Here is a 23,545-nt window from a genome sequence, read left to right as displayed (position 1 = left end):
GGCGCAGGCCCGCCACGGGCATGTGTCCCGAAAGGTTATGTATGCGTTTTTCGATTGGTCGTCCCGGCGCTTCTCATCGTTCCGGTGCTTCTGGGAACCGCGGCCGCGCCTCCGGTGCTTCCGAGCGCGCCTCCGGCGCAGCTGCTCCTTCGCCGCACCGGCGCATGTGGAACGTGATCGCCGCGCTGCTGGTGGTCCTCGCGGTGGCGCTGATCCAGTTGTGGCGTGCTGATTCGGATTCCGCGCCGCAGTCGGGCGGGACCGGCAGCGCGAGCCGCGGCAAACTCACCGCTTCCGAGGCGCTTTCTGCCCTGAGCGAGCTCCCCGGGGGCCGCCCTGATTCCGGGCGTGGTTATTCGCGCGCCGAGTTCGGCCTGGGAGATGGCTGGCCCGATACCGATGGGGACGGATGCACGGTGCGTAACGAGGTGCTGCGCCGCGATCTCGCGGGAGTCACCTTCTGGGTGGGGAAGTCTACGCCGCCAGGCTGCGTCGTCGCCACTGGAACCCTCCGCGACCCGTATAGCGGAACGGAGATTTCCTTTGACCGTGCCCACGCGCCCGAAGCGGTGACTATTGATCACGTTGTCGCGCTTTACGATGCGTGGCGGGCCGGGGCGCAGGACTGGGACGCGGATACGCGCGCGCAATTCGCCACCGACCCGCTCAATTTGCTCGCGGTTTCCGGGACGGCGAATAAGGAGAAGGGGCACGCCACCGCCGCGCAGTGGTTGCCGGATAACCCGGCTTTTGTGTGCGAATACGCCGCGCGGCAGGTGGCGGTCAAGCGTGCCTACGGGCTTCGGGTCGACGACGACGAACGTCACGCCCTGCACGAGGTGCTATCCGATTGCGTCCGGTAAGCCGAGGGTGCGGGTGGGTCTAGCTCTGGCTTACTCTGGCAGCGCCTGCTCGAGCCGGGCACAAAACGTGCGTTTTGGACCGTTAATCTCGTGAAATGTACGTCCCTGACATAAATCCGGGCTAAATATGTCACTGGCGTACATTTTGCGGGCGGGCCACAGTCGGGAGGTGGCCACCGGTGGGGTGAGGCTACCGGCATGCCGGCGCTGAGGACGCGTTTGCCCGTTGTAGTGGTACTGGAGAACATCGGGCCTGACAGAGTGGTACTACACGACAGAAAATCGGGGGTTGGTTGTAGCTCCAGTACCACTTTGCGATCCGGCCCGATGAGAGACGGGTGGGTGCTGGAACTCGCGGTCCCGGCACCCACCTGTGTTGGTAGAAATATGGATGTTAGCGGCGCACCGTTGGGGTGTCAGTACCGTTGCCGTCCCAGTCCCCGATGAAGAGATCATCGCTTACCCGCCCATACGGGAGGGCGTAATCAGCGTTTCCGCTCACCAGGGAGTTATTGACGTGGATGGTATTGCCACGGCGAATCGAGAGGGTATCCCGGCCATCGCCGTCGAAATCTCCCGCGAGGGTGGCATCGCCGGCCCGGCCGTAGGAGAAGGAGGTATCTGCTGCGCCGCTGACCAGGGAATTCTTCACATAGAAGACATTCCCACGCCGCACCGCAAACGTATCAACACCATCACCATCCCAATCACCGACCAGGACCTCATCACCAACCCGACCATAAGAGAACACGCTATCCGCTTCGCCACTGGCCAGGGAATTCTTCACATAGAAGACATTCCCACGCCGCACCGCAAACGTATCAACACCATCACCATCCCAATCACCGACCAGGACCTCATCGTCGGCCCGGCCGTAGCTGAAGACGAGGTCGGCCACGGTGGCTTGCCAGGTATTGGATAGGTAGAACATATTGCCGGTTGTCGGCGCAGGCTCCGTCGGTTCCGGCTTCGTGGGCGTCGGCTCTGGCGCAGGAGCCGGGTCTTCCTGCTCCGGAATCACCTTAAGCCCGACTTTGAAGGGGTCGTGATCCGAGGAGCGGAAAGCGCTCTCATCCCACAGGTCCTTGACGTTGTAGTTGTAGCGGGAGTACTCCAAGGCCACCGACTCGGGGGAATTGATATTCCACACCTGCCCGCCGGTGGCGAGCTTCGCGGCGGCGGGATTTGCCAGCACGTGATCGAGCGAGCCCACCAGCCCGGAGAATTGGTAGGTGTAGGAATCAGGCTGGAAATGCCGGTGCAGATTGGTGTAGCCGGCCTTCTCAAAGACCCTGATCGGGTCCTCCTTCGAATAGGAGTTAAGATCCCCCACCACAAACACCGGCTTATCGGCGAACTCCGCCGCGATCCAATCGCGCAGCGTCTCCGCCTGCTTGGTGCGCAAGAGGTTGTTATTGCCCTGGTACACATCCTCGTCATTAGCGATCCTCTTGGATAGCGAACCCTTGGACTTGAAGTGGTTGGTAATCACCACGAACTCCGGGCCCACGCCTTCACCATCCACAACCGCCTGGAAGCTTTGCGCCAACGGCTGGCGCGCGGTCCCGGTATACCACTCGCTATTGAGAATCTGCGAGGGGCCCACCGCCCGGACCTTATCTTTCTGGTAGATAAAGGCAAGGCGAATATAGTCCTCGTTCTCCCCGACCTTCGCCGGAGACGGAACATAAGCCCAGCGCTCCGCCTGCGCGTCCGCATTGAGGGCCGCCACCAGGGCCCGCACCGCAGTATCGCGGTCCCCACCGGATACCCGGGCTGTATTCTCAATTTCCTGCAGCCCCAGCACGCTGGCATCCAGCTCGTTAATAGCCCGCACAATCTTGGTTTGCTGGCGCGCGAAAGACTCGGGGCTATAGGCCCCGCGCACCTTGCACCGATTCGCCGCGATGGGATTACCTTCGCGGTCGGTATAAGCCCGGCAGCCCTTCTCATTTTCGCCGAGGCTGCTGAAGTAGTTGAGCACATTGAAGGAGGCGAGGGAAATATCCCCGCCCAGATTCCCGGGGGCTGCCGCGCGGGTATTCTCAAAAGTGACCACCTCGGTGGAGCGATCCGTGCCATCTTCCAGCGTCACCGGGAACCGCGGTTGCAGCTTCCAGGAATTATTGCGGAAATCCATAATGAGCCCGCCGTGGAGAGTAGCGGCAGCCCCCACGCGCACCGGCGCCGCCTGAGCAGCGGCCCCGGCAGCATTATCCGCGAAAAGGTAGGGCACCGGTACATTCGTTTGGGCATTGCGCCCGAAGTAGGCCCGCGAGCGCCCGTCATCCAACACCAGTACATTCGCCGCGTTATAGGCATCCAGGGCCTGCACTTGCTCGGGATTCTCACTCGGGTTGAAGCGTTCGCTGGGTTGCCACAGCGGCTGGGTGCCGCAGGCCAGGCCCACCTCCCCGTACTGGTTGGTGGCATAGTTATTCGTCACCGTGAGCGGCCCGGTCACGCGCACGAGCATGCCCTCCACCGCTTCGCGCTGCGCCGCCGTGGCATTGCAGGCAATCTCAACCGGCTCAATTGCCGCCGGCTTTTCCTCCAGTGCCGTAATAGCAGCAGCATTAATTTCGGTCAGCCCGTGAAATTCGGTGACCGTGCCGCGCACTTCCACATACGCGCCGGCCGCCAGCTGTGCGGCCGCTGCCCCGTAAACGAAAATACCGTTGGATGCATCGGTATGTTCCACCCCGGGCGTTTGGATATAGGCCCCGTTGAGTCCGCCTTCCGGGTAGGTGGCGGTAACGACGCCGCGCGTGGTTACCTCCTGCCCGGCGAGCGGACTTGCCTGCCCACTCCCCTGGATCTGCGCGATAGTCACGGGCGCGGCCGGATCGCTTGTGCTTCCCGTGCCCGGCTCCGTTGTTGGATCAGTGCCGGGGTCGGTGCTCGGCCCGGGTTGCGGTTGGGTGCCGGGATCCGGGTGGCCCGGGGTTGCGCCGTCGTTCGCACGTCCCGGCGTAGCCGAAACAACACTAAAATCGGCCGCATTATTATTCGTATCCGTGCCGTTAGGAATGCGGGAGGCGGAGTTCGCGGCCATCTGGGAATTGGAGCCCACCCGCGCCGCCTCACCTTCCGCCACGCTCGCGTTCCCGTATCCGACCAGGTCAATCGCGGTGGCGGGATCGGCCAGCGCCGCGTCAATACGGGACGACGGCGCCAGCACCACAATCCCACCCTTGGCCCCAAGGTTCATCGGGGACGTGACCCCCTCCGGGAGCTGGACACCGTTCGAACCATTCGATCCGGCGCTCACCACCAGATAGGCACCTGCCTCCAGGCTGCCGCTCAGGGCCACCTTGGAAGAAATGCTCTTCCCGTGGCTCGCTGAATAGCCCAGCGTCAGATCGCTTAAGTCAATGGCCGCAGAGCTCGGGTTATACAGCTCCACGTATTTATGAGTGTAGGTGGCCCCGGAGGACCCGCCCCGGGTATAAATTTCGTTAATAATAATTCCGGAACCGTCCGGCGCGGCGAACGCCGGGAGGAGGCAGACGCCGGGAACCATCAAAGCCGTGGCCGATAGTACCGCGACGCCCCCGAGGGCACGTTTTTTCACGTTGCGACCTTTCTGTGTGGTCCGCGCGTGGCGGCGCGGAGGGTGCTTCACGCCTCCTCCACGCTAGCCGGGCCGCATCGCCAACTCTTAAACACCGGGTAAACAGGCGGTGACTCAAGGCTCGCGGCCGTGCCAACAGCCGCGCCGGTGCCCCCGCCGAGCTAACGGGCTAGCTGGGCTAGACAGGTTCGTCGTCGAGCAATCCGGCGCGCGTCATATCCACCGCGACCCCGATGCGCCCTTCTACACCCATTTTCGCCACAATAGCGGCCAGGTGTGTTTTCACCGTGGATTCGGACAGGTGCAGTTTCTCCCCGATATCGCGATTCGAGAGCCCCAGGGAAACCTGCCGGGCCACCTCGAGTTCGCGGGCGGTGAGCCGCGCGATTTTTTCCTGGGCGCGCCGGCGCGCACTCACGGTACGGGTCGCTGCCAGATATTCGTACACCTGCTTGGCGGCCCGCGGAGAGAGCGCACCATCCCCGGCCGCCACATTACGGATCGCCTGGAGGAGAACCTGGGGGTCTTCCGATTTGAGAATAAAACCGGAGGCGCCGGCTTCCGCGGCGCGCACCGCTTCATCATCGGCATCCAGGGTGGTCACCACAATAACCTGGGGCGGATGCGGGAAACTCCGCAGCTGGCGCGTGGCTTCGATGCCGTCCGTCCCTCCGGGCATCGCCACGTCCATGAGCACGACGTCGACCTTCATCGCGGTGAGAGTTTCCAAAGCTTCGCGGGCCGTGCCCGCCTGCGCCACCACCTCACTATCCCGCTCCGGACTCAGGTTAATAATTTGTACCAGGAGACGGCGAACCATCGGATCGTCATCCACGACCATAACGCGAATAGGTGAGGAAATCGGCACCGCGCTATTTTACCATTCCAGGATTGCCACCCCGGGCACTCCCGTCCCAGGGAAGGTGCACATCAACTGCGAAAACACCGCCCGCGGTGCTGAAGCTGGCGCGTCCCCCCAGGGCCTGGGCCCGCGCCTGCACCCCGCGTAATCCCGAACCTGCACCGTGGGAGCTTTCGCCCGGCTCACTTTCATGCGCGGCAGGCATGGCATTGCGCACCGCAATATCGAGGCCCTGGTCCGGCCCGCCGCTCACCCGCACCCGGGTGGTTTCCTCCGGTGCATATTTCACCGCGTTAGTGAGCAATTCTTGAACGATGCGGTAGCAGGCCGTGGTGAGCGCGGCCGGGGCACGTTCCGCATCCGTAATAAAAACATTGGCGACGACGGGGTGCCCGGCCGCCAGCACCTTATCAATATGATCGGCTAATTCGGTCAGCGAACGCGGCGGGCGGTAGGCCGACGAACTCGGATCGCGCATGACCCGGACCAGAGAACGCAAATCATCAGTGGCCTGCCGAGAGGACTCCCGCAGCGACCGAGCCGCCTCTTCTAAATCGGCATCCCCGCGCGCGAGCAATTCCAAGGAGCCGGCCTGCAGGCTCATAATGGCCAGCTGGGATCCGATGGAATCGTGAATTTCCCGAGCCAAGGCATCACGTTCCTCTTTGCGGGTGAGCTGGGTTTCTAGCTCTTCGGAGGCAGCGGTCGAAGCTTCGAGTTCCTCGCTGGTGGATTCCAGTCGATCATGGGTTTCTTGGAGTTCCGCGGCGGCACTGCGCCACAGCCCCCAGCCGATAGGGAGAAGCACAGCCACCGCGTAGAGCACCAGGAGCGGCACGATATTATTCGGGAAATCATCGAGTGGATTCTGGTGGTTGAGGAAACCCATCACCCAGGATGAGTTGTAATCTTTCCCGGTCAGTTCGCGGGCGAATTGCCAGGCGGTAATGAGGGCGTACATGGCGCAAACGCCCAGGGCGCGGCGTCGTCGTCCCTGGGCACGGGCCCCCGCAAGATAGCGCGGCAGCAAAAACCCGACCACCGGTCCGATAGCGCCCAACGTGGAACACACGGCCGCAACCGCGAGCGCGCGGCGCGGATAACGTTCCCGGCGGGCCACCCACACGCCCGCCATAATGCAGCAGCACATGGATACGAAGATCCCGACTTCGTCGAGGGTGCCGAGCCAGCCGGGCAGCGCGCGAATCTTTGCGCGTTCAATCTGGTAGCCGACGCCCACCGCCATGACGATATATACGGCGGCCGTTTTGAGGTAGAAGGGAATGGCGGCGAGCCCGCGCCGGCGCGCCGGATTCTGGCCCGCACGCGCCGCCGCACCGCTGCGATTCTTCGGCGCGTGATCTGTCATGCCTGTGATTGTACGGCGCATCCGCACGCTCCAGAACCGCCGTTCGGCCCGCGGATGCCACCCGAAGGGATGAGGAGGGTCTGCCCAGGTGGAGGATGTGCCCGCCATGCGGCCCTTCTACCCTGGAGACGATACGTGAGCGACTCCGGCCGCGGTCTTATTGCTGGGCCGGAGCGGCGCCCACCGCTATAGATACAGAAAGGTTCTCGCATGTCAGCATCCACGCCGCCGGTGTACGGCGCAGTACCCGCTCCGGAACAGAAGAAGAATTGGTTCGCGCGCCATAAGCTTCTCACCGCGCTCCTCGTTATTGTGGTGCTCGCGATTGTCGGCACCGCGATGTCCAAGCAATCCGATGGGAAGCCCGCCACGTCCAGCTCCCAGGCTGCCGATAGCGCGGCATCCGGGAACGCTGCGGAAAGCGTGGATAAGGCGGGTGCCGAGGCTGAGGGCGATAAGGGCGATAAGAAAGATAAGAACGACGACGCAACCGTGGGCATCGGCACCCCGGTCATTCTCGGTGATTTTGAAGTGACCGTGACGAATGTGGAAAAGGGCGTGAGCCATATCGGCAATGATGTGCTGGGCAAGGATGCCACGGGTCAGTACGTCATCGTGGATGTGACCGTGAAGAATACCGGGAAGGAAGCGGCCGGCTTCGCGGAATCGGAGCAGAAGCTCGTGGATACCGAGGGGCGCCAGCATTCGGTTTCCGGGGACTCCTTGTACCTGGGCGATGCGTCGATGATTTACGAGAAGGTCAATCCGGGGAATACCGTGACGGGTAAGCTGCTCTACGATGTGCCGGCCGATGCGGTTCCGGCCAAGCTGGAACTGGCGACCGGGTGGACACATAAGGCCACCATCACCTTGCAGTAAACGCTGCTTACTTCGCTTGGCGTTTATCTTCGCGGCCCTTCGCTCTAGAATCGAGCGAGGGGCCGCGGCGCATTCACCCAGCTGAGTGGGCTCCGCGGCGGCGCTCGTAGCGGCGAACAAGCGAACAAGCAACCAAGCGAAGGAAGGCGGCTCTCAGCTATGGCACAGCTCGACACTATCTGGTGGCAGGTTTTTGCCTTAGGAGCCTGCGGGGCGCCCATTCGCGAGGGACACACACCCCTGACCGCGTCCGGGGAGCTTTCCGCAGCCAATCCACGTGAACACCGCTTACGGGCTTTGGATCCGTGGCTGGATTATCTTATTGAGCTCGGCGCTAATGGCCTGCTCCTCACCCCGATTTTCGCTTCTGTTTCCCACGGCTATGACACCCTCGATCATTTCCGCCTCGATCCGCGCCTGGGCGATAACGCGGATATCACCCACCTTATTGAGGAAGCACACCGCCGCGGCATCCGGGTGCTTTTCGACGGCGTCTTCAACCATATTTCCCGCTCCCATCCGCAGCTCGAAGAGCTTGGCCTACGCACCGAGAGCGGTGATTTCCACACCTGGGAAGGCCACGGGGATCTCATTACCCTCGATCATTCTTCGCCGCGGGTGCGTGAGCTGGTCCGCGAGGTCATGGAATTCTGGCTGGAGCGCGGTATTGACGGCTGGCGCCTGGACGTAGCCTACGCGGTCCCAACCGATTTTTGGGCCGAGGTCCTCGGGAAAGTCCGCGAGCGCTTCCCCGAAGCGCTGTTCCTAGGCGAAGTTATCCACGGCGATTACCCCGATTTTGTGGCGCGGTCCAGCGTGGATACCCTCACCCAGTACGAGCTCTGGGCCTCGATCCGCCAGTCGATTGCCGCGCGTAATTTCTGGGAGTTGGACTGGAATCTGGGGCGGCACGCGCAATTCTGCGAACATTTCATCCCCAATACATTCATCGGCAATCACGACGTGGAACGCATCGCCACGGCGGTGGGCCCGGCCGGGGCGGTGCTGGCCGCCGCGGTGCTTTTCACGGTTCCCGGGATGCCTTCGATTTATTACGGGGATGAACAGGGCTTCACCGGAACCAAACTCGAGGGCTTTTCTGCCGACGACCAATTGCGCCCGCCCCTACCCGAACGCCCCGAACAGCTCTCCAACCTCGGTTCCGGGATGTACGACGCCTACCGCGCCCTCATCGCGCTGCGCCGCACCCACCCGTGGCTCACCCGCGCCCGCCTCGAGGTCACGGGCAAGGATAATACCTGGATCGAGTACCGCGTCTGGGAGCGTGAGCACGACGACGCAGTCCCGGCCAGCGCGGACTCTGCCGCGCAAGGGGACTCTGGCAAGCCCGCTGAGCTGCGGGTGCGCCTCGAACTCGAGCCGCACCCGAGCGCTCGTGTCATTGGCGTTGATCCTACCGGAGGCGACGTTGAACTCTTTTCCTGGCACGCGGGCGCAGAAAGCGGGGAGTAAACAGTGCTTATCCTCCTACCTCCTTCGGAAGGGAAAACCGCGCCGGCCAGCGGCCCCGCACTTGACCTGAGCGCCCTGAGCATCCCGGAATTCACGGCCTTGCGCACCGAGCTGGTGGCGGAGCTGGAAGACGTATCCCGCCACCCGGATGCCCTCGATATCCTCGGGGTGGGTCCGAGTATTGCCGATGAGGTCGCCACGCAGATCACGCTGCGCGAGCAACCCTGTGCTCCGGCCTGGCAGGTGTATACCGGGGTGCTCTACCAGGCCCTCGATATGGGAAGCTTCTCGGCCGCTCAGCTCACCCGCGCCGGGGAGCACACTCTGATTTTCTCGGGACTTTTCGGGGCCACCTCGCCACTTGACCTCATCCCTTCCTACCGATTGGGAATGAACGTGGAGCTGGGTGGCGCGAAAATTTCGGCCCGCTGGGCACCCCTGTGGCCGGTTCTCAATAGCCGGGCCTCCGGATTGGTCATTGACGCGAGATCCGGTGCCTACGCGGGGTGGAAGGTGCCGGCTAGCTGCGACGTCGTAAAAACAACCGCGACCCGCATCACGGGCGCAACCTCCCGCACGATCTCACACGCCGCGAAATATTTCCGCGGGCGGGTGGCGCGCCTGGCGCTCCTGGCCGCTACCCCGCCGCACGAAGCCGAAGAATTAGCGGAATTGTGCCAGCAATTGGTGGGCGAGGAAACCGCGGCCGGGGTGATCACCGGGGTGGAATTAGGGCCGGCGCGGCGCGGAGTGCGCGAGCTCGCGGTGGTGGAGACCGTAGATACGGGGCGCGCCCACTAAGCTGGGACCGTGCGCTGTTCGTATTTTGAGGCGGGGACCTGCCGTTCGTGTACCCGGATGGGTGAGGCCTACCCCGCTCAGGTGGCGGACAAGGAAGAACGCCTCGCCGAATTACTGGCGCCTTTCGCGCCGGCGTGGCTGCCGCCTGTACTCTCCCCGGAATCGCATTTTCGTAATAAAGCAAAGCTCGCCGTGGGTGGAAGCACGCAGGCGCCGACGCTGGGAATTTTAGATCGGGACATGCGCGGGGTGGACCTGCGCGCATGCGGACTCTACGAAAAGCCCATTACCGCGGCGCTCCCGGTTCTAACCGAGTTCATCGGGCGGGCACGGCTCACGCCTTTCGACGTGCCAAGCGGGCGCGGGGAACTCAAAAATATTCTCATCACCGCGGCGCCGAGCGGTGAGCTGCTGCTACGTTTTGTGCTGCGCTCGACCGAGTCGGTGGTACGGATTCGCAAGCATGTGGCCTGGCTGCGCGCGCAGCTCCCGAACGCTCGGGTTATTTCTGTTAATTTGCTGCCGCAGCGTGCCGCCCTCGTGGAGGGTGAGGAGGAGATGGTGCTGACCGGGGAGGATACGCTGCCTTTCCCGCTCGGCGCGGTGACGCTTTACCTCACCCCGCGTTCCTTCTTCCAGACAAATACTACGATTGCCCGGGCGATGTACGCACAGGCGCGCGCGTGGGCCGCCGGTTTGGACGGGGTGCGCACGGTATGGGACTTGTATTGCGGGGTGGGTGGTTTCGCACTGCATGTGGCCGGCCCGGGGCGGCGCGTGACCGGCGTGGAGATTTCCGAGGCCGCGGTGGATTCCGCGCGCCGCGCTGCCGCAAACGCCGGCAGTTCCGCGCAGTTTTTTGCCGGCGACGCCGCACGTGCCGCCGGCAAGCTCGGCGGCACGCCCGATCTGCTCATCGTCAATCCACCGCGACGCGGCCTGACAGATCTCACCGAGTGGATTGCGGCGAATCCCCCGCGCTGGCTCATCTATTCATCGTGCAATCCCACCACGCTGGCCAAGGACTTGCAGCTACTGGATGGCTTTGCCGTGCACGAAGCACGCCTCATGGACATGTTCCCGCAAACTGCGCACATGGAATGCATGGTGCTGGCCGAGCGGGTGGATTAGGCGGCGGCTGCGGCATTTCGGAAGCGGCATGCCACCATATTTATTCTGGGCCTTTCGCGAGGGATAAGTGCTTGCGCATGCCACTACATTGGCGCAGACTGTTCAACAGGAGGCAAGGAGGCACCCGTGGCAAAGACAGCGAATGTATACGTCCGCATCGATCCGGAACTCAAGGAACGGGCAGAACGCATTTTGAGCTTATTAGGCGTCTCCCCATCAACTCTTATCACCCTGCTTTATAAGCAAGTGATCTTGCACCGCGGCATCCCCTTTGAAGTGAAGCTCCCTCATTCCAGGCCGGTTGATATTAGCTCGCTGACCAAAGATGAGTTAATTGCCGAATTGGACAAAGGCCTCCGGTCCATCGAATCAGGCGACACCAAACCCACAGAAGAAGTATTTAAATCACTGAGTTTAGAGTTCGGCGAATGGGATTCCGCGATAGGCACCGATGCCCAGCCGCTTTGATTCATTTAGAGCTCTTGTGACTCTGCGACCGTCTACGTTTGACTGTGGGCGGGCATGATTTCTTCCACTTGACCCTGACGTTACGTCACACTCTACCGTTGTTAACACGGAAGGAGGATGAGTGATGAAAACCGTCAATGAGGTCAGCAAAATAGCCGGCATTAGCGTTCGCACATTGCAGTACTACGACCGAATCGGGCTTCTCAAGCCCACCGATTACTCGGATGCTGGATACAGGCTGTACAGCGACGCGGGCGTGAAACAGCTGCAATATATTTTGCTTTTTCGGGAGTTGGAATTCCCGCTCAAAGAAATCAAATCTTCAGGAGGTACCTATATGGATTTCACAGTTTTTGACACCGGAAAAATCGATGATTACGCCCGCCAGGCCCGAGAGCGCTGGGGCGCAACCTCGGAATATCAGGAGTATGAATCCAAGCAAGCAGGACGGAGCGCTACGGAAAACCAGGCCATCACCCAGAGTCTCATGTTAATTTTCGGGGAATTTGGAAAGATCAAAACTGGTGCTCCCGATTCTCCCGAGGCCCATGCGCTGGTAGAAAAGCTGCAAGGCTTCATCACGGATAATTTCTATACGTGCACGGATGAGATCCTGGCCGGCCTCGGGGAAATGTATGCCGATGGTGGAGAATTCACTCGCAATATTGACGATTTTGCGGGCGAAGGAACCGCGGTATTCGTTCACGAAGCCATCAAGCACTACTGCGTATAGTCCATACCCATCCACTTCCTTATAACTGTGCCCGGTGCCACCTCCCCGACTACGTCATCCGTAGTCGAAGAGTGGCACCGGGCACAATACGGACCGCACCTACGGAGGTTAAGCACCCGGGACAGGTTGCGGATAGGTAGCGAGCAAGTGCGCGGCCGACTGGACTGCAAAGTTCTTCCCTTGGTACGATTCCTCTCCCTGGTAGATAACCGCGCGATTTTCGGCCGGGATTCCCAGGAAGTCACCGATCTGGGAAAGCTGATGACCGAATTTATCGCACATCGTCATCGATGATTTAATCTCGAAAATGCGCGGGTTACTGCGCACAGTGAGATCAAGGAGATCAACCTCGCGCTTGGAGTCATCACGATAAAAATAGAGCTCCGGTTCCGTTCCCGTGTAGAGATATTGTTTCCGCATCTCCGCGATCACAAAATTCTCGAATACCGCCCCGCGTTTCGGATGGGTGAGAAGTTCAGCAGCACTTCGGATCCCCAGAAGATGGCACAGCAAACCCGAATCGTAAAAGTACAGCTTCGGAGCCTTCGTCACTCGTTTCGCACCGCTGGACATATACGGCTGCAGCGTGAACGTGATGTAAGAGGAGTTGAGAATCGATGCCCACTCTTTGACGGTCCGATAGGTGGAGCTGATATCGCGCGCCAAGCCACTGTAGTTAATGAGGCTTCCGCTCGACTCTGCACACAATCGCAGGAAAGCACGGAATGCGTCAATATTTCGGACACCGAGATAATCCGCGACATCTCTTTCAAGGTAAGTCCGCACGTAATTAGGCATAAAAACGTGGGCCGGAATACCAGCGCCATAAATACGCGGATATCCTCCGGCAACTTGCGCTTCACTGAGTGTGGGCACAGGATCAAGTGCTTGAAGTTCTTGCCAGCTCAAGGGGAGCAGCTGAAGCATTCCAACCCTGCCGGCCAAGGATTGGCGAATGCTCCGCAGCAGCGAAAAGTTTTGTGAACCGGTCAAAATGTACTGCCCCGCCTCACCACGCTCGTCTGATCGCACCTGAATGGTAGAAAAAGATCCGGAGCATATTGCGCCTCATCAACGATAAGCGGCGCGGGGTGCGCGGCAAGAAAACCAACTGGATCCTGGGTAGCTGCCGCACGGAGATTCGGATTTTCGAGGTTGACGTATTCATACGTGGGAAAAGCCGTCCGAACCAGGGTTGATTTCCCGCTCTGGCGCGGGCCAGTAACGAAAACCACCGGAAACCATTGCGCCAATTGTGCAATATAACCACTCGCGCTGCGAGGAATCACCGTGCCACCCTCTCCCCTCATTGCGATAGTAGAGCCACCGCATATCTGCACCAGACCTCACCAGATCATTGCAGTAGGACCGACCAGATCATTGCAGTAGAATCGTCCAAATCATTGCAGTAGGAACTCGCAAATCGGCACGATAGCAACGGAAAACCCCAACCGCGCCACTATCGGAGACCGGCGCGGTTACACATGGCTCACCCCCGGCTTACCCCCCTACCGCAAGCCGTAGCGCTTGAGGTGACGCTGGGCGCGCGCGGAGTTGTCATTCTGCAAAGCGAGCAGCTCGGCGTAGATACCGCCGGACTCGGCAAGCTCGGCCGGGCTACCTACCTCATCAATACGCCCGGCTCTCAGAGTAATAATGCGGTCCACGCTGGCGATGGTTGAGAGCCGGTGCGCGATAATAATCGAGGTGCGATCTTTCATGAGTTCTTCCAGCCCAGCCTGCACCCACCGCTCGGAGCGAGTATCCAGCGCGGAAGTAGCTTCGTCCAGCACCAAAACCGGGGCAGCTTTGAGCATCGCGCGAGCCACCGCGATGCGCTGGCGTTGCCCACCGGAAAGCTTGAGTCCGCGCTCCCCGATGACGGTGTCATACCCCTGGGCAAAACGGCGAATAAAACGATCCGCGTGGGCGCGGGTCGCGGCATCGAGGATTTCTTCCTCAGTAGCATCCGGGCGCCCATAAGCAATATTTTCCCGAATTGTTCCGGAGAAAAGCGCTGGATCCTGGAAAACTACCCCGATGGCGGCCCGAACCTGCTGAAGTGGCAAATCCGCGATTTCGTTGCCGAAAAGCTCAATATGCCCGGCTCGTGGTTCGTATAGCCCCAGGAGAAGCGAGGTCAGCGTGGTTTTCCCACCCCCGGATTCAGAGACGAAAGCGACCCGTTCCCCCGGCTCGATAGCGAAACTAACATCGCGCAAAACATCCGGATCTGTTCCGTATCCAAAAGTAACGTTCTCGAAACGAATCGCCGGTACATCAGGCTCAATCTCCACCACGCTCTGGTGGGGCGCGCGGGCCGTAAGTGGGCGGGCCGGTGCGGCGTCGTCGTTAGGAGTAACGGCAGTGCCACCGGGAAGAGTCGTGCCGCCGGTCAATACGGGGCGCTGGCCGCGTTCGGTTTCGGTGAGTTCCATGACCTCGAAGTAATCGCGCGAGCCGGCGATGGCGTGCTGGGTGGTGTCCACGATCCAGCTCATGGACATGACCGGACGGCGTGCCATCCCCACGAGCTGCACCAGGATAACCATGTCGCCCACGGAGAATTGGCCGCGGGCGGTGCGCAGGAAAATAATGGCGTAAATCGCGAAGAAAATAATGGCCATAACCATGCGGCGCAGGAAGTCCATGGTGTGCCAGTGGCGGGATTGGTTGGCGGTGAGGTGCTCGGCGTGCTCGTAGTGGCGGGCAAAATGCGCGAGTTCGCCGCGTTCGCGGGTGAAGGATTTGACCACGCGGATCTGGCCGATTACTTCGTTGAAACGCCCGCCGGCCACGTCGATATCTTCGTTTTTCTGCACTTCCAGACCTTGCCAGCGCCGCGAGGTGAGAGCGGTCAGCCACATGTAGATCGGGAAAATAATAAGCAGGAGGAGGCAGAGCAGCGGGGAATAAATAAAGGAAATAATCAGGACGGCAATAATCGTGAGCAGCGTGGTGAAGAAGGAGTTTGCGAAGTTCTTGACGAAATTCGTGACCTCCATAATGGAGCGGTTGAGGCGTGAGGTGATGGTGCCGGTGAGTTCGCGGTCGAAATAATCTTGCGGGAGGGTGAGGAGTTTATCGAAGTAGCGCACGGAGAGGATGGAGCGCATTTTTTGGCTCATGAGGTCGCCGGCGTATCCGCCCAGCGAGTCGATGGTGGTGGAGAAAAAATCGATGGCGAGGAAGGCGCCGGCCAGTAGGATGACCCGCCGCACTGCCACATCAACGTCGAGACTGCCGCTCACGGCTGCGACCGCGGTATCGGTGGCGGTGCCGAGCACAAAGGGAACAATAATGGTTCCGGCGGTCACGAGGATGGATGCGAGGGCCACCGCCACGTAGTAGCGGGACAGCGCGGAGGTGAAACGAAAAATTCTTAGCAGTGCGTGCACATAGTGACCCTAGCAGTACTGCGCGCTGTTCCCGGGCTGTTCGCGTGCCGCGCCGCGCTGGAAGTCATAGTCGCGTTCCTAGGCGCGGTCAAGCTCGCGGTCACGTGCGTGGTTGCGGTTGCTACTGCGTTCGTGGTTGAGGGAGCGGTTGTGCTCGCGATTGCGGTCCCAATCCATCTGCACCGCGAGCGCGGCGAGGAGTAGATCCAGGGTGTGGGGTTGGTAGCGCGTCAGTTCGGAGCCGGGGTGGCGCGCGGCACCGGCTGCGGCGCCTGTTGCGGCACTTGCCGCCGAACTTCCTGCACCACCCGCGCGGGAAGGCCCGGCACCTTCTTGGGCGCGTAATTGCGCGAGGCGCTGCGCGGCCTGGTGGCGCAGATATTCGCGTAGGTCTTTATGACCGCGGGTAAGAACGACGTCGCCATCCGCTCCGGCAGCAAAAATCCGGCGAGCATGGGCGCGCCGTTCGTTGGCGCGTTCCCGTTCTGCCGCGAGTTCTTGTTCGGCGTGCTGGAGGGAGCGGGTGAGCTGGTCAATGCGCTCTTGCATCTGGAGGATGCGGGCGATGCCGGCCAGGTTGATGCCGTCCTCCTGGGACATGCGTTGAATTTCTTGGAGGCGTTCCACATCCTCCAGGGAATAGCGCCGCCCGCCTCCGCGGGTGCGCCGGGCGGACACCAGCCCCAGGCGGTCATATTGGCGCAGCGTCTGGGCGTGCATGCCCGCTAGTTCGGCCGCTACTGACACCGTGAGTAACGGTGCGCGTCGATTCGCCATACCTCCTCAACCTCCTTTGTTGGGGTTCCGGGCCCGGCCCCGCGCAGGGCCGGGCTAACCGGGTTTTTCGTTCCTCGTGCCACTTCGTTAGCGCTTCGCGCTAGCTTGGTTTTCCGTTCACATGAGCTTCGCTAGCAGCTCGCCTAGACCTTCGCCATGCGGATGAAATCCGCCCGCGGATCGGCATCATCCGTGGCTTTGGCGAACAGTTCCACGGTTTTACGGGCATCATCCGAGAGCCGGGTAGGAACCACGACCTTGAGACGCACGTACATATCCCCGGCTGATCCCTTGACCGTGAGGCCTTTGCCGCGTACCCGCAGAATTTTATCCGTGGAGGAACCGGCCGGAATTTTCACCCGAACGGTCTTACCTGCCAGCGTTGGTACTTCTACGGTAGCCCCGAGAGCTGCTTCCGGGAAAGATATCGGGACATTGACGTACACGTCCTTGCCCTGCATCTCGAAAACCGGGTGGGGTTCCACGTGGACGGTGACAATAATATCGCCGGCCGGCCCGCCGTTGAGGCCCGGATGGCCTTTCCCGGCGATCCGAATTTTCTGGCCGTCGCCCACCCCGGCCGGGACTTTCGCGGTCACGGACTTGCCGGAGGCGGTCTGGATTTTCACGGTAGCACCGTCCACAGCCTGCCGAAGCGGGAGCGAGACCGTGGCGGTCATATCCGCACCCTTCTGGGGCCGACGCTGGGAGCCGAAGCCGGAAAAGCCGCCGCCTCCCTGGCCGCCCCCGAAAAGTCCGCCTAGGACATCCTCGAAATTACCACCGAAGCTACCCCCGCGGGCACCGCCCGTGGAGGATGAGGCGTGGTAGGTTCCGCCGCGGCCGCCGGAGAACATCGAGAAGATGTCCTCAAAACCGCCGCTGCCTTGCCCGCCGGCCCGGAAGCGGGGCCCGCCGGCCCCGAGCGCCCGGATCGCATCGTATTGTTTACGATCCTCGGGGTTAGAGAGAACCTGGTAGGCCTCCCCCACTCTCTTGAACTTTTCTTCGGCGTCCTTCGAACCGCCATTCCGATCGGGGTGGTAACGGCGGGATAGCTTCCGGTAAGCCTTTTTAATATCCTCCTGGGTGGCGTCTTTTTTCACGCCGAGTTCCTGGTAGAAATCCTTATCGAGCCAATCTTGGCTTGCCCCTGCCATATGCTCACCTCCCCTTTCTTATCGTGCTGAGTATGCTCGGTGAAATTAGTGTGTACTCCGTACTTGCCTTGTTGATTCCTAAGCGCGGGTAGGTGCCGCGCGGGCCGGCCGCATATGCGGAGCCGACCCGCGCCAACCAACCCGTGTTATTCCGGCGAGACCACTCCTACCCGGGCCGGGCGGAGCACCTTATCCGCCACGGTGTATCCGGGTTGGATAAGCGTCTCGATAGTTTGCGAGGTAGCGTCAGCCGAGGAGCGATTCATGAGTGCCTCGTGGTACTCCGGATCGAATTCATCACCAACCGCCCCGAAGCGGGCCACCTTGAAAGTGGAGAAGAGGATCTGCTCCACTTTCTCCGCGATGAGGCCGGTGGGCCCTTCCAGGTCCCCGTGCTGGCGTGCCAGCTCCACATCATCAAGAACCGGAAGCAAGGCCTCAATCACCTTGAGAGTGCCCGAATCACGGTGCGCTCCAGCTTCCTGCTTGGAGCGGCGCACGTAATTCGTGTACTCCGTCTCGGTGTTGTAGAGCGAGGCTTGGGCTCGTTTGAGCTGATCCTCCAAGGTGCTGATAGTAGACATTGCTTCACTGAGCGGATCAGCCGCGACTGCCTCGGCATCGCCCGCGCCCGCCTCGGATTCCTGAGCCGTGCCCGCGCCAGCTTCACCCGCGTTGCCCGGTGAGGCCGCGGCCGCAGCTGCGTCGTCGTTCCCGGAAACAGCACCCGCACCGTTACCGGCACCTGCACTTTCCCCGACGCCAGGCTCCCCCGCGTTTTCCGGACCGTTGCGATTCAGATCGTCCTCACTCATTACTTATTCTCCTCATCGTCCACGACTTCGGCGTCGACGATATTGTCCTCAGAAGAACCGGCCGCGCCGGAACCACCTGCGGCACCGGAAGCATTCGCGCCGCCATTCTGTTCAGCGGCCTGGGCCTGCGCGTAAATTTCCTGCCCGATCTTCTGCGATTTCTCGTTGAGTTCGGCCAGGGCGCTCTTGACGTCCTCCACATTGCCGGTGCCTTTGAGGGTTTCGCGTACCTTGGCGATAGCCTCCTCCACTTCGGTGACGGTGGCATCGGTGAGCTTGTCCTTATTGTCCTTGATCAAACGCTCAATGGAGTACGCGGTCTGCTCAGCCTGGTTGCGGGTATCGGTTTCTTCCTTGGCCTTGGCGTCTTCCGCGGCGTGTTCCTCAGCTTCCTTGACCATGCGGTTGATTTCCTCTTCGGAAAGGGCTGAACCGCCGGTAATGGTCATGGACTGTTCCTTGCCGGTGGACTTATCGCGCGCGGACACGTGCACGATGCCGTTGGCGTCGATATCGAAAGTGACCTCAATCTGCGGCACCCCGGACGGAGCCGGCGCGATCCCGGTCAGATCGAAGGTTCCCAGCGGCTTGTTATCGCGCGTGAACTCACGTTCACCCTGGAACACCTGAATGGATACCGAAGGCTGGTTATCTTCCGCGGTGGAGAAGGTTTCCGAGTGCTTGGTGGGGATAGCGGTATTGCGCTGGATGAGCTTGGTCATCACGCCGCCCTTGGTTTCAATACCGAGGGAGAGCGGGGTGACGTCGATAAGCAAAACATCCTTGCGGTCCCCGGTAATCACACCGGATTGCAGCGCCGCGCCCACGGCCACAACCTCATCAGGGTTGACGCCCTTATTGGGTTCACGCCCGTTGGTGAGCTCCTTGACCACTTCGGTCACGGCCGGCATACGGGTGGATCCGCCCACCAGCACCACGTGATCAATATCGGAAATCTGGATGCCCGCATCGCGAATCACGTTCATGAACGGGGTCTTGGTGCGATCCAGCAGATCCTTGGTCATATCCTCAAACTTGGCGCGGCTGAGGGTTTCATCCACGTGGATCGGCCCGGATTCACTCATCGAGATGTAGGGCAGCGAAATCTGGGTGGAGGTTGCGGCAGACAGCTCAATCTTCGCCTTTTCCGCGGCTTCCTTGAGGCGCTGCAGCGCGATCTTATCCTTGGACAGATCCACACCGGAGGCGTTCTTCACCTGCTCAACCAGCCAGTTGACGATGCGCTGATCCCAATCATCCCCGCCGAGTTTGTTATCCCCGGAGGTGGCCTTCACCTGGATGAAGGAGAAATCATCCTCATCCTTACCCACTTCCAGGAGGGAGACGTCAAAGGTGCCGCCGCCCAGGTCGAAGACCAGAATCGTTTCATCTTCCTTGCCCTTTTCCAGGCCGTAGGCCAGCGCCGCGGCCGTGGGTTCGTTGACGATGCGCTGCACATTCAGGCCGGCGATAGTGCCGGCATCCTTGGTGGCCTGGCGCTGCGCGTCATTGAAGTAGGCCGGCACGGTAATAACCGCGTCCGTCACGGTATCGCCCAGGTAGGCTTCCGCATCCTTCTTCAGCTTCTGGAGGATAAACGCGGAGATCTGCTGCGCGTTGTAATCCTTACCGTCAATATCAACCTTCCAGTCATCACCCATATGGCGCTTGACGGAAGAAATCGTGCGATCAACATTGGTGACAGCCTGGCGCTTGGCCACTTCACCCACGAGCACTTCTCCGCTCTTAGAGAAGCCCACGACGGACGGGGTGGTGCGCGCACCTTCCGCATTCGCGATAACCGTGGGTTCCCCGCCTTCGAGGACGGCCACCACGGAGTTAGTTGTTCCCAAGTCAATACCTACTGCACGTGCCATGATTGCTCCTTCTGCATTCGTGCCGCAGATCCGCACGCCGGCGGTACCGGCCGCGGACCCTTCGACAAAGTTTCCTTCCAAGTCTGAACGATCCGAGAACCTATGTCCAATCGGCTCGCCCTTTCTTGAGTCCACCTAACTCAACCTTAGGGTGTCGATTTTTATTCCCGCTTGCTTTTCGCGAGCTGTGTCACGTCCGCGCACACCCCTTCTTCGGTACGACGACGCCGCTGTGCCATCCCGCAATATGGCGGTCTTTGCCGGGTAGACTTGCACCATGACTCTGAGCATCGGTGTGGATGTTGGCGGCACGAAGGTGGCCGCCGGCGTCGTCAATGAACAAGGTGAAATTTTGCAGCGGGTCCGGCGCCCCACGCCGCGCCAGGATTCCGAGGCCTTTATCGCAACCATCGCCGCCTGCGTCAATGACCTCAAATCCTCGGGGGCTACCACCGTTGGAATCGGGCAGGCCGGCTATATCGCCGCGGATCGCGATACGTTGATCTACGGCACGAATGTGCCCCTCCAGAACGGACGGCTCGGTTCACGTATCGCTGAGCTTACCGGTATGCCCGTCGTCGTTGAAAATGACGCCAACGCGGCCGCCTGGGCCGAATACCGTTTCGGCGCGGCCGCGGATGCGGAATCTGCCGTTGTAGTAACGCTCGGCACCGGGCTGGGTGGCGGCGTCATTATGAACGGGAATCTGCTGCGCGGAGCTTTCGGTTTCGGGGCTGAAATCGGGCATATCCACATGGTTCCGAACGGGCCGCTGTGCGGATGCGGCTCGCGCGGGTGCTGGGAAGTGATGGGCTCGGGTAGTGCGCTGGTACGTTTCGCCACCGAGCGGGCCGCGAATTATCCCAGCGGTGCCGCTCGCATCCTGGAACTGGGTGAGGGGCGCGTGACCGGCCCGGCCGTGACCGCGGCCGCCCAGGAAGGCGATGAGATGGCCCTCGATGTTTTCAACGAGCTCGCCCATTGGAACGCCATCGGCCTGGCGGATATGGCCACCATTTTCGATCCGGAAATCTTCGTGATCGCCGGCGGGGTGAGCGAAGCAGGTTCGCTCGTGCTCGATCCGCTGGTACGCGAATTCCCCGAAGTTCTCCCCGTGGCGAAATACCGGACGCTGCCGGAAATTCGCCTCGCGCGGCTCGGGAATGACGCCGGGATTATTGGCGCCGCGGACCTATCCACGATTGATTAACGTGGCTGGCTAGCCAGTGTGCGTGAGCTGCGCGCCCGTATGATTTGGCGCGCACTGACACCATCCAGGCTGCGCGCCGGAATACGCTTCCCGGTTTCCACCGCTAGCGAGCATTTCCGGCGCGCAGCTGATTTTTGTTTCGAGGGCGATTTTTCTGTCATAGGCCACCTTTAGGATGAGCCTATGAATGAAAACATAACTACTGGCGCGTCCGCCACCGCGCGCGCCGCTGAACAAAGTGCCGCGGATTACCGCACCATTACGGAAGTTTCTGATTATCGGCAGGCCGAACGCCTGGTAGATGCGCTCTCGGATGCCGGGTTCCCGGTGGAAAATGTGCGTATCGTCGGCGTGAATCTGGAAAGCGTGGAGCAGGTGACCGGGCGCCTGACTACCGGAAAGGCCGCGCTCTACGGCGCGGCAGGCGGGGCTTCCTGGGGTCTCTTCTTCTCCTTCTTCTTTATTCTTTTCGCGCCGGCCGTGGTGCTCTGGCAGGTGCTCCTCTTCGGGCTTGCTTGCGGGGCGGTGCTCGGTGCCATTATGGGCGCGATCTCGCACGGCTTCACCGGTGGGCGGCGTGACTTCGCTTCGGTGCGGGCCACCACCGCCAATTCTTATGAGGTGCAGGTACGCAGAGCCTTCGTCAATGAGGCTTATGCAACTTTGGCGCAGGCCGGGTATTCGGTGAGCTAAGAATTCAGCTTCACCGTGCTCGCAGCGGGGCTACCCACTACTATGGTGGGTGGCTCTGCTGCCGAACGTGAGGGAAACTTATGGTTGTACGCCACGAAATTCGCCCGCCTATTACCCGGCTTCCGGATGGGACCATCAAACAGATCAACCCGTTTTCCGGTACCGAAGTGTGGACCCAGCCGGGCCGCGCTAACCGGCCCCTCAAGGCGGAAGTTCCTATCGCGGAACCGCTGAGCGCGAATCACCCGGAAAACTTCTGTTCTTTCTGCGCGGATCGGGTGCTGGAAACACCGCCGGAAAAGGCGCGCATCGTTGGCAATCCCGCCACGGGTGAAGCTCGGATCACCTATGATGCCCCGGTGGATTCCCTGGCGGACCCGTGGGATTTCCGGCGGGTTCCCAATCTTTTTGAGATTGTTCCTTTCCAGTACTGGACCACCAACTACCAGTACGAACTCACCACCCGCCGCCAGGATGCTTTTGAGCGCTACACCTCGGATGCGGCCGGGCGGGCCCACGTGCTTTCCGTGGCGCATAACAAGGCCATTGCCTCGGGCATGGATGAGGATGCCTGGAATGCACTTCCGGAGCGGGAGCGCCTCTTGAGCGCGCTACCGTTCTACGGGGGCGGGCATGACCTCATTATCGGGCGCCACCACTATGTGCCCGGTTCCGATTCCACCGCGAATCGGGCTGGCTCGGGTACCCTCACCCCGGCTGAGCACTACTGGTACTTCCTGCTTACCGCGGATGCCATGCGCGATCTGTACGAGCAGAACCGCTACGTCAAATACGTGCAGGTCTTCCAGAATTGGTTGCGGCCGGCCGGTGCCTCCTTCGAACACCTCCATAAGCAGCTGGTCTCGATTGATGAGCGCACCGTCAATCACCGCTACGAAGTGGACCGGGTGCGCGATAACCCCAATATCTTCAACGAGTACGGGGTGGATTACGCCGGCTACCACAATCTCGTTATTGCGGAGAATAAGTACGCGGTGGCCTACGCCGGTTTCGGGCATCGCTACCCCACCCTCGAAGTATGGTCGCGTTCGGAAGCCTCCCAACCCTTCGAGCACACCCGCCATGAATTGCGCGCCGTTTCGGATCTGGTGCATGCCATGCACGCGGCCACCGGCCCAGATATTCCCACGAATGAAGAATGGTACGCACCTTCGCGGGATATGGAAGTAGCAACCCCGTGGCGGGTGCTCCTCAAATGGCGCACCTCCACCCTCGCCGGTTTTGAAGGCGGCACCAAGATCTACGTCAATACCATTGACCCGTGGTCCTTGCGGGATCGGGTTGTTCCCCGCCTGCTGGAGCTGCGTGCCGAAGGTGCGATTGCTTCCACTATCAATATCGCCACCGAATGCAGCTGCGAAGTCAATTCGCTGCGTTACGGAATGGGCGAATCAGGAGTGCGCGGCAGGTAGTTCGGGCCGCGGCCGGAGTCAGCTTCGCT

At 61.0% G+C, this 23,545-nt stretch carries 19 protein-coding genes and 1 pseudogene; 10 read left to right on the top strand and 10 right to left on the bottom strand.

What is annotated here, in order from left to right:
- Positions 1–41: 41 nt before the first annotated feature.
- Positions 42–863 carry an HNH endonuclease family protein gene (locus AC5RK6_RS01410; protein ID WP_284898643.1) on the top strand — a complete coding sequence of 274 codons (822 nt, stop codon included), beginning with the start codon at positions 42–44 and terminating at the stop codon, positions 861–863.
- A 394-nt stretch (positions 864–1,257) separates the two neighbouring features.
- On the opposite strand, the gene AC5RK6_RS01405 is transcribed toward AC5RK6_RS01410, so the two are convergent.
- From AC5RK6_RS01405 to AC5RK6_RS01395, 3 genes are all read right to left on the bottom strand, one after another.
- The gene (locus AC5RK6_RS01405; protein ID WP_493926314.1) at positions 1,258–4,437 is read right to left on the bottom strand and encodes an ExeM/NucH family extracellular endonuclease; all 3,180 of its coding nucleotides are present in this window, start codon (positions 4,435–4,437) and stop codon (positions 1,258–1,260) included.
- Between the two features lie 178 nt (positions 4,438–4,615).
- Positions 4,616–5,305, bottom strand: coding sequence for a response regulator (locus AC5RK6_RS01400; protein WP_284898886.1), 690 nt, complete (start codon positions 5,303–5,305; stop codon positions 4,616–4,618).
- Between the two features lie 4 nt (positions 5,306–5,309).
- Positions 5,310–6,668: a sensor histidine kinase gene (locus AC5RK6_RS01395; RefSeq protein ID WP_394532486.1), complete on the bottom strand. Its 1,359-nt coding sequence runs from the start codon at positions 6,666–6,668 to the stop codon at positions 5,310–5,312.
- Positions 6,669–6,878: 210 nt separating this feature from the next.
- On the opposite strand from AC5RK6_RS01395, the gene AC5RK6_RS01390 reads away from it, so the two are divergent.
- The 6 genes from AC5RK6_RS01390 to AC5RK6_RS01365 all read left to right on the top strand — a co-directional run bounded on the left by AC5RK6_RS01390 (position 6,879) and on the right by AC5RK6_RS01365 (position 12,153).
- Positions 6,879–7,547 carry a DUF4352 domain-containing protein gene (locus AC5RK6_RS01390; protein ID WP_284898889.1) on the top strand — a complete coding sequence of 223 codons (669 nt, stop codon included), beginning with the start codon at positions 6,879–6,881 and terminating at the stop codon, positions 7,545–7,547.
- 159 nt (positions 7,548–7,706) lie between these two features.
- Positions 7,707–9,020 carry an alpha-amylase family glycosyl hydrolase gene (locus tag AC5RK6_RS01385; protein ID WP_284898891.1) on the top strand — a complete coding sequence of 438 codons (1,314 nt, stop codon included), beginning with the start codon at positions 7,707–7,709 and terminating at the stop codon, positions 9,018–9,020.
- A gap of 3 nt (positions 9,021–9,023) precedes the next feature.
- Positions 9,024–9,821 carry a YaaA family protein gene (locus AC5RK6_RS01380; protein ID WP_284898893.1) on the top strand — a complete coding sequence of 266 codons (798 nt, stop codon included), beginning with the start codon at positions 9,024–9,026 and terminating at the stop codon, positions 9,819–9,821.
- Between the two features lie 57 nt (positions 9,822–9,878).
- Positions 9,879–10,952 (top strand): methyltransferase domain-containing protein, encoded by a 1,074-nt coding sequence (locus AC5RK6_RS01375; protein ID WP_284898895.1) that lies wholly within the window; start codon positions 9,879–9,881, stop codon positions 10,950–10,952.
- A gap of 126 nt (positions 10,953–11,078) precedes the next feature.
- Positions 11,079–11,420 (top strand): type II toxin-antitoxin system RelB/DinJ family antitoxin, encoded by a 342-nt coding sequence (locus AC5RK6_RS01370; protein ID WP_284898897.1) that lies wholly within the window; start codon positions 11,079–11,081, stop codon positions 11,418–11,420.
- Positions 11,421–11,544: 124 nt separating this feature from the next.
- Positions 11,545–12,153 (top strand): MerR family transcriptional regulator, encoded by a 609-nt coding sequence (locus tag AC5RK6_RS01365; protein ID WP_284898928.1) that lies wholly within the window; start codon positions 11,545–11,547, stop codon positions 12,151–12,153.
- 108 nt (positions 12,154–12,261) lie between these two features.
- On the opposite strand, the gene AC5RK6_RS01360 is transcribed toward AC5RK6_RS01365, so the two are convergent.
- From AC5RK6_RS01360 to dnaK, 7 genes and pseudogenes are all read right to left on the bottom strand, one after another.
- Positions 12,262–12,573 carry a DUF4143 domain-containing protein gene (locus AC5RK6_RS01360; protein ID WP_493926317.1) on the bottom strand — a complete coding sequence of 104 codons (312 nt, stop codon included), beginning with the start codon at positions 12,571–12,573 and terminating at the stop codon, positions 12,262–12,264.
- Positions 12,574–12,696: 123 nt separating this feature from the next.
- Positions 12,697–13,463 (bottom strand): annotated as a pseudogene (locus AC5RK6_RS01355) (ATP-binding protein); the annotation flags it as partial.
- A gap of 198 nt (positions 13,464–13,661) precedes the next feature.
- Positions 13,662–15,551, bottom strand: a complete 1,890-nt coding sequence (locus tag AC5RK6_RS01350) for an ABC transporter ATP-binding protein (protein ID WP_284898900.1) — start codon at positions 15,549–15,551, stop codon at positions 13,662–13,664.
- A gap of 78 nt (positions 15,552–15,629) precedes the next feature.
- A complete protein-coding gene (locus AC5RK6_RS01345; protein WP_348967316.1) occupies positions 15,630–16,328 on the bottom strand; it encodes a heat shock protein transcriptional repressor HspR in 699 nt (232 codons plus the stop codon).
- 143 nt (positions 16,329–16,471) lie between these two features.
- Positions 16,472–17,488 (bottom strand): DnaJ C-terminal domain-containing protein, encoded by a 1,017-nt coding sequence (locus AC5RK6_RS01340; RefSeq protein ID WP_016441860.1) that lies wholly within the window; start codon positions 17,486–17,488, stop codon positions 16,472–16,474.
- A 146-nt stretch (positions 17,489–17,634) separates the two neighbouring features.
- A complete protein-coding gene (locus tag AC5RK6_RS01335; protein ID WP_284898903.1) occupies positions 17,635–18,303 on the bottom strand; it encodes a nucleotide exchange factor GrpE in 669 nt (222 codons plus the stop codon).
- A complete protein-coding gene (dnaK, locus tag AC5RK6_RS01330) occupies positions 18,303–20,180 on the bottom strand; it encodes a molecular chaperone DnaK (RefSeq protein ID WP_284898905.1) in 1,878 nt (625 codons plus the stop codon). Before dnaK ends, AC5RK6_RS01335 begins: the two co-directional genes overlap by 1 nt.
- 277 nt (positions 20,181–20,457) lie before the next feature.
- On the opposite strand from dnaK, the gene AC5RK6_RS01325 reads away from it, so the two are divergent.
- The 3 genes from AC5RK6_RS01325 to AC5RK6_RS01315 all read left to right on the top strand — a co-directional run bounded on the left by AC5RK6_RS01325 (position 20,458) and on the right by AC5RK6_RS01315 (position 23,516).
- Positions 20,458–21,390, top strand: coding sequence for an ROK family glucokinase (locus AC5RK6_RS01325; protein ID WP_284898907.1), 933 nt, complete (start codon positions 20,458–20,460; stop codon positions 21,388–21,390).
- A gap of 183 nt (positions 21,391–21,573) precedes the next feature.
- Positions 21,574–22,083, top strand: a complete 510-nt coding sequence (locus AC5RK6_RS01320) for a general stress protein (RefSeq protein WP_087069990.1) — start codon at positions 21,574–21,576, stop codon at positions 22,081–22,083.
- Positions 22,084–22,163: 80 nt separating this feature from the next.
- Positions 22,164–23,516 (top strand): DUF4921 family protein, encoded by a 1,353-nt coding sequence (locus tag AC5RK6_RS01315; RefSeq protein WP_284898911.1) that lies wholly within the window; start codon positions 22,164–22,166, stop codon positions 23,514–23,516.
- Positions 23,517–23,545 lie beyond the last annotated feature (29 nt).

This window comes from Actinotignum sp. usb-actsch-213, assembly GCF_059085665.1.
The sequence above is the reverse complement of the archived record's forward strand: the minus strand, read 5'-3'. Positions and strand labels throughout refer to the sequence as shown.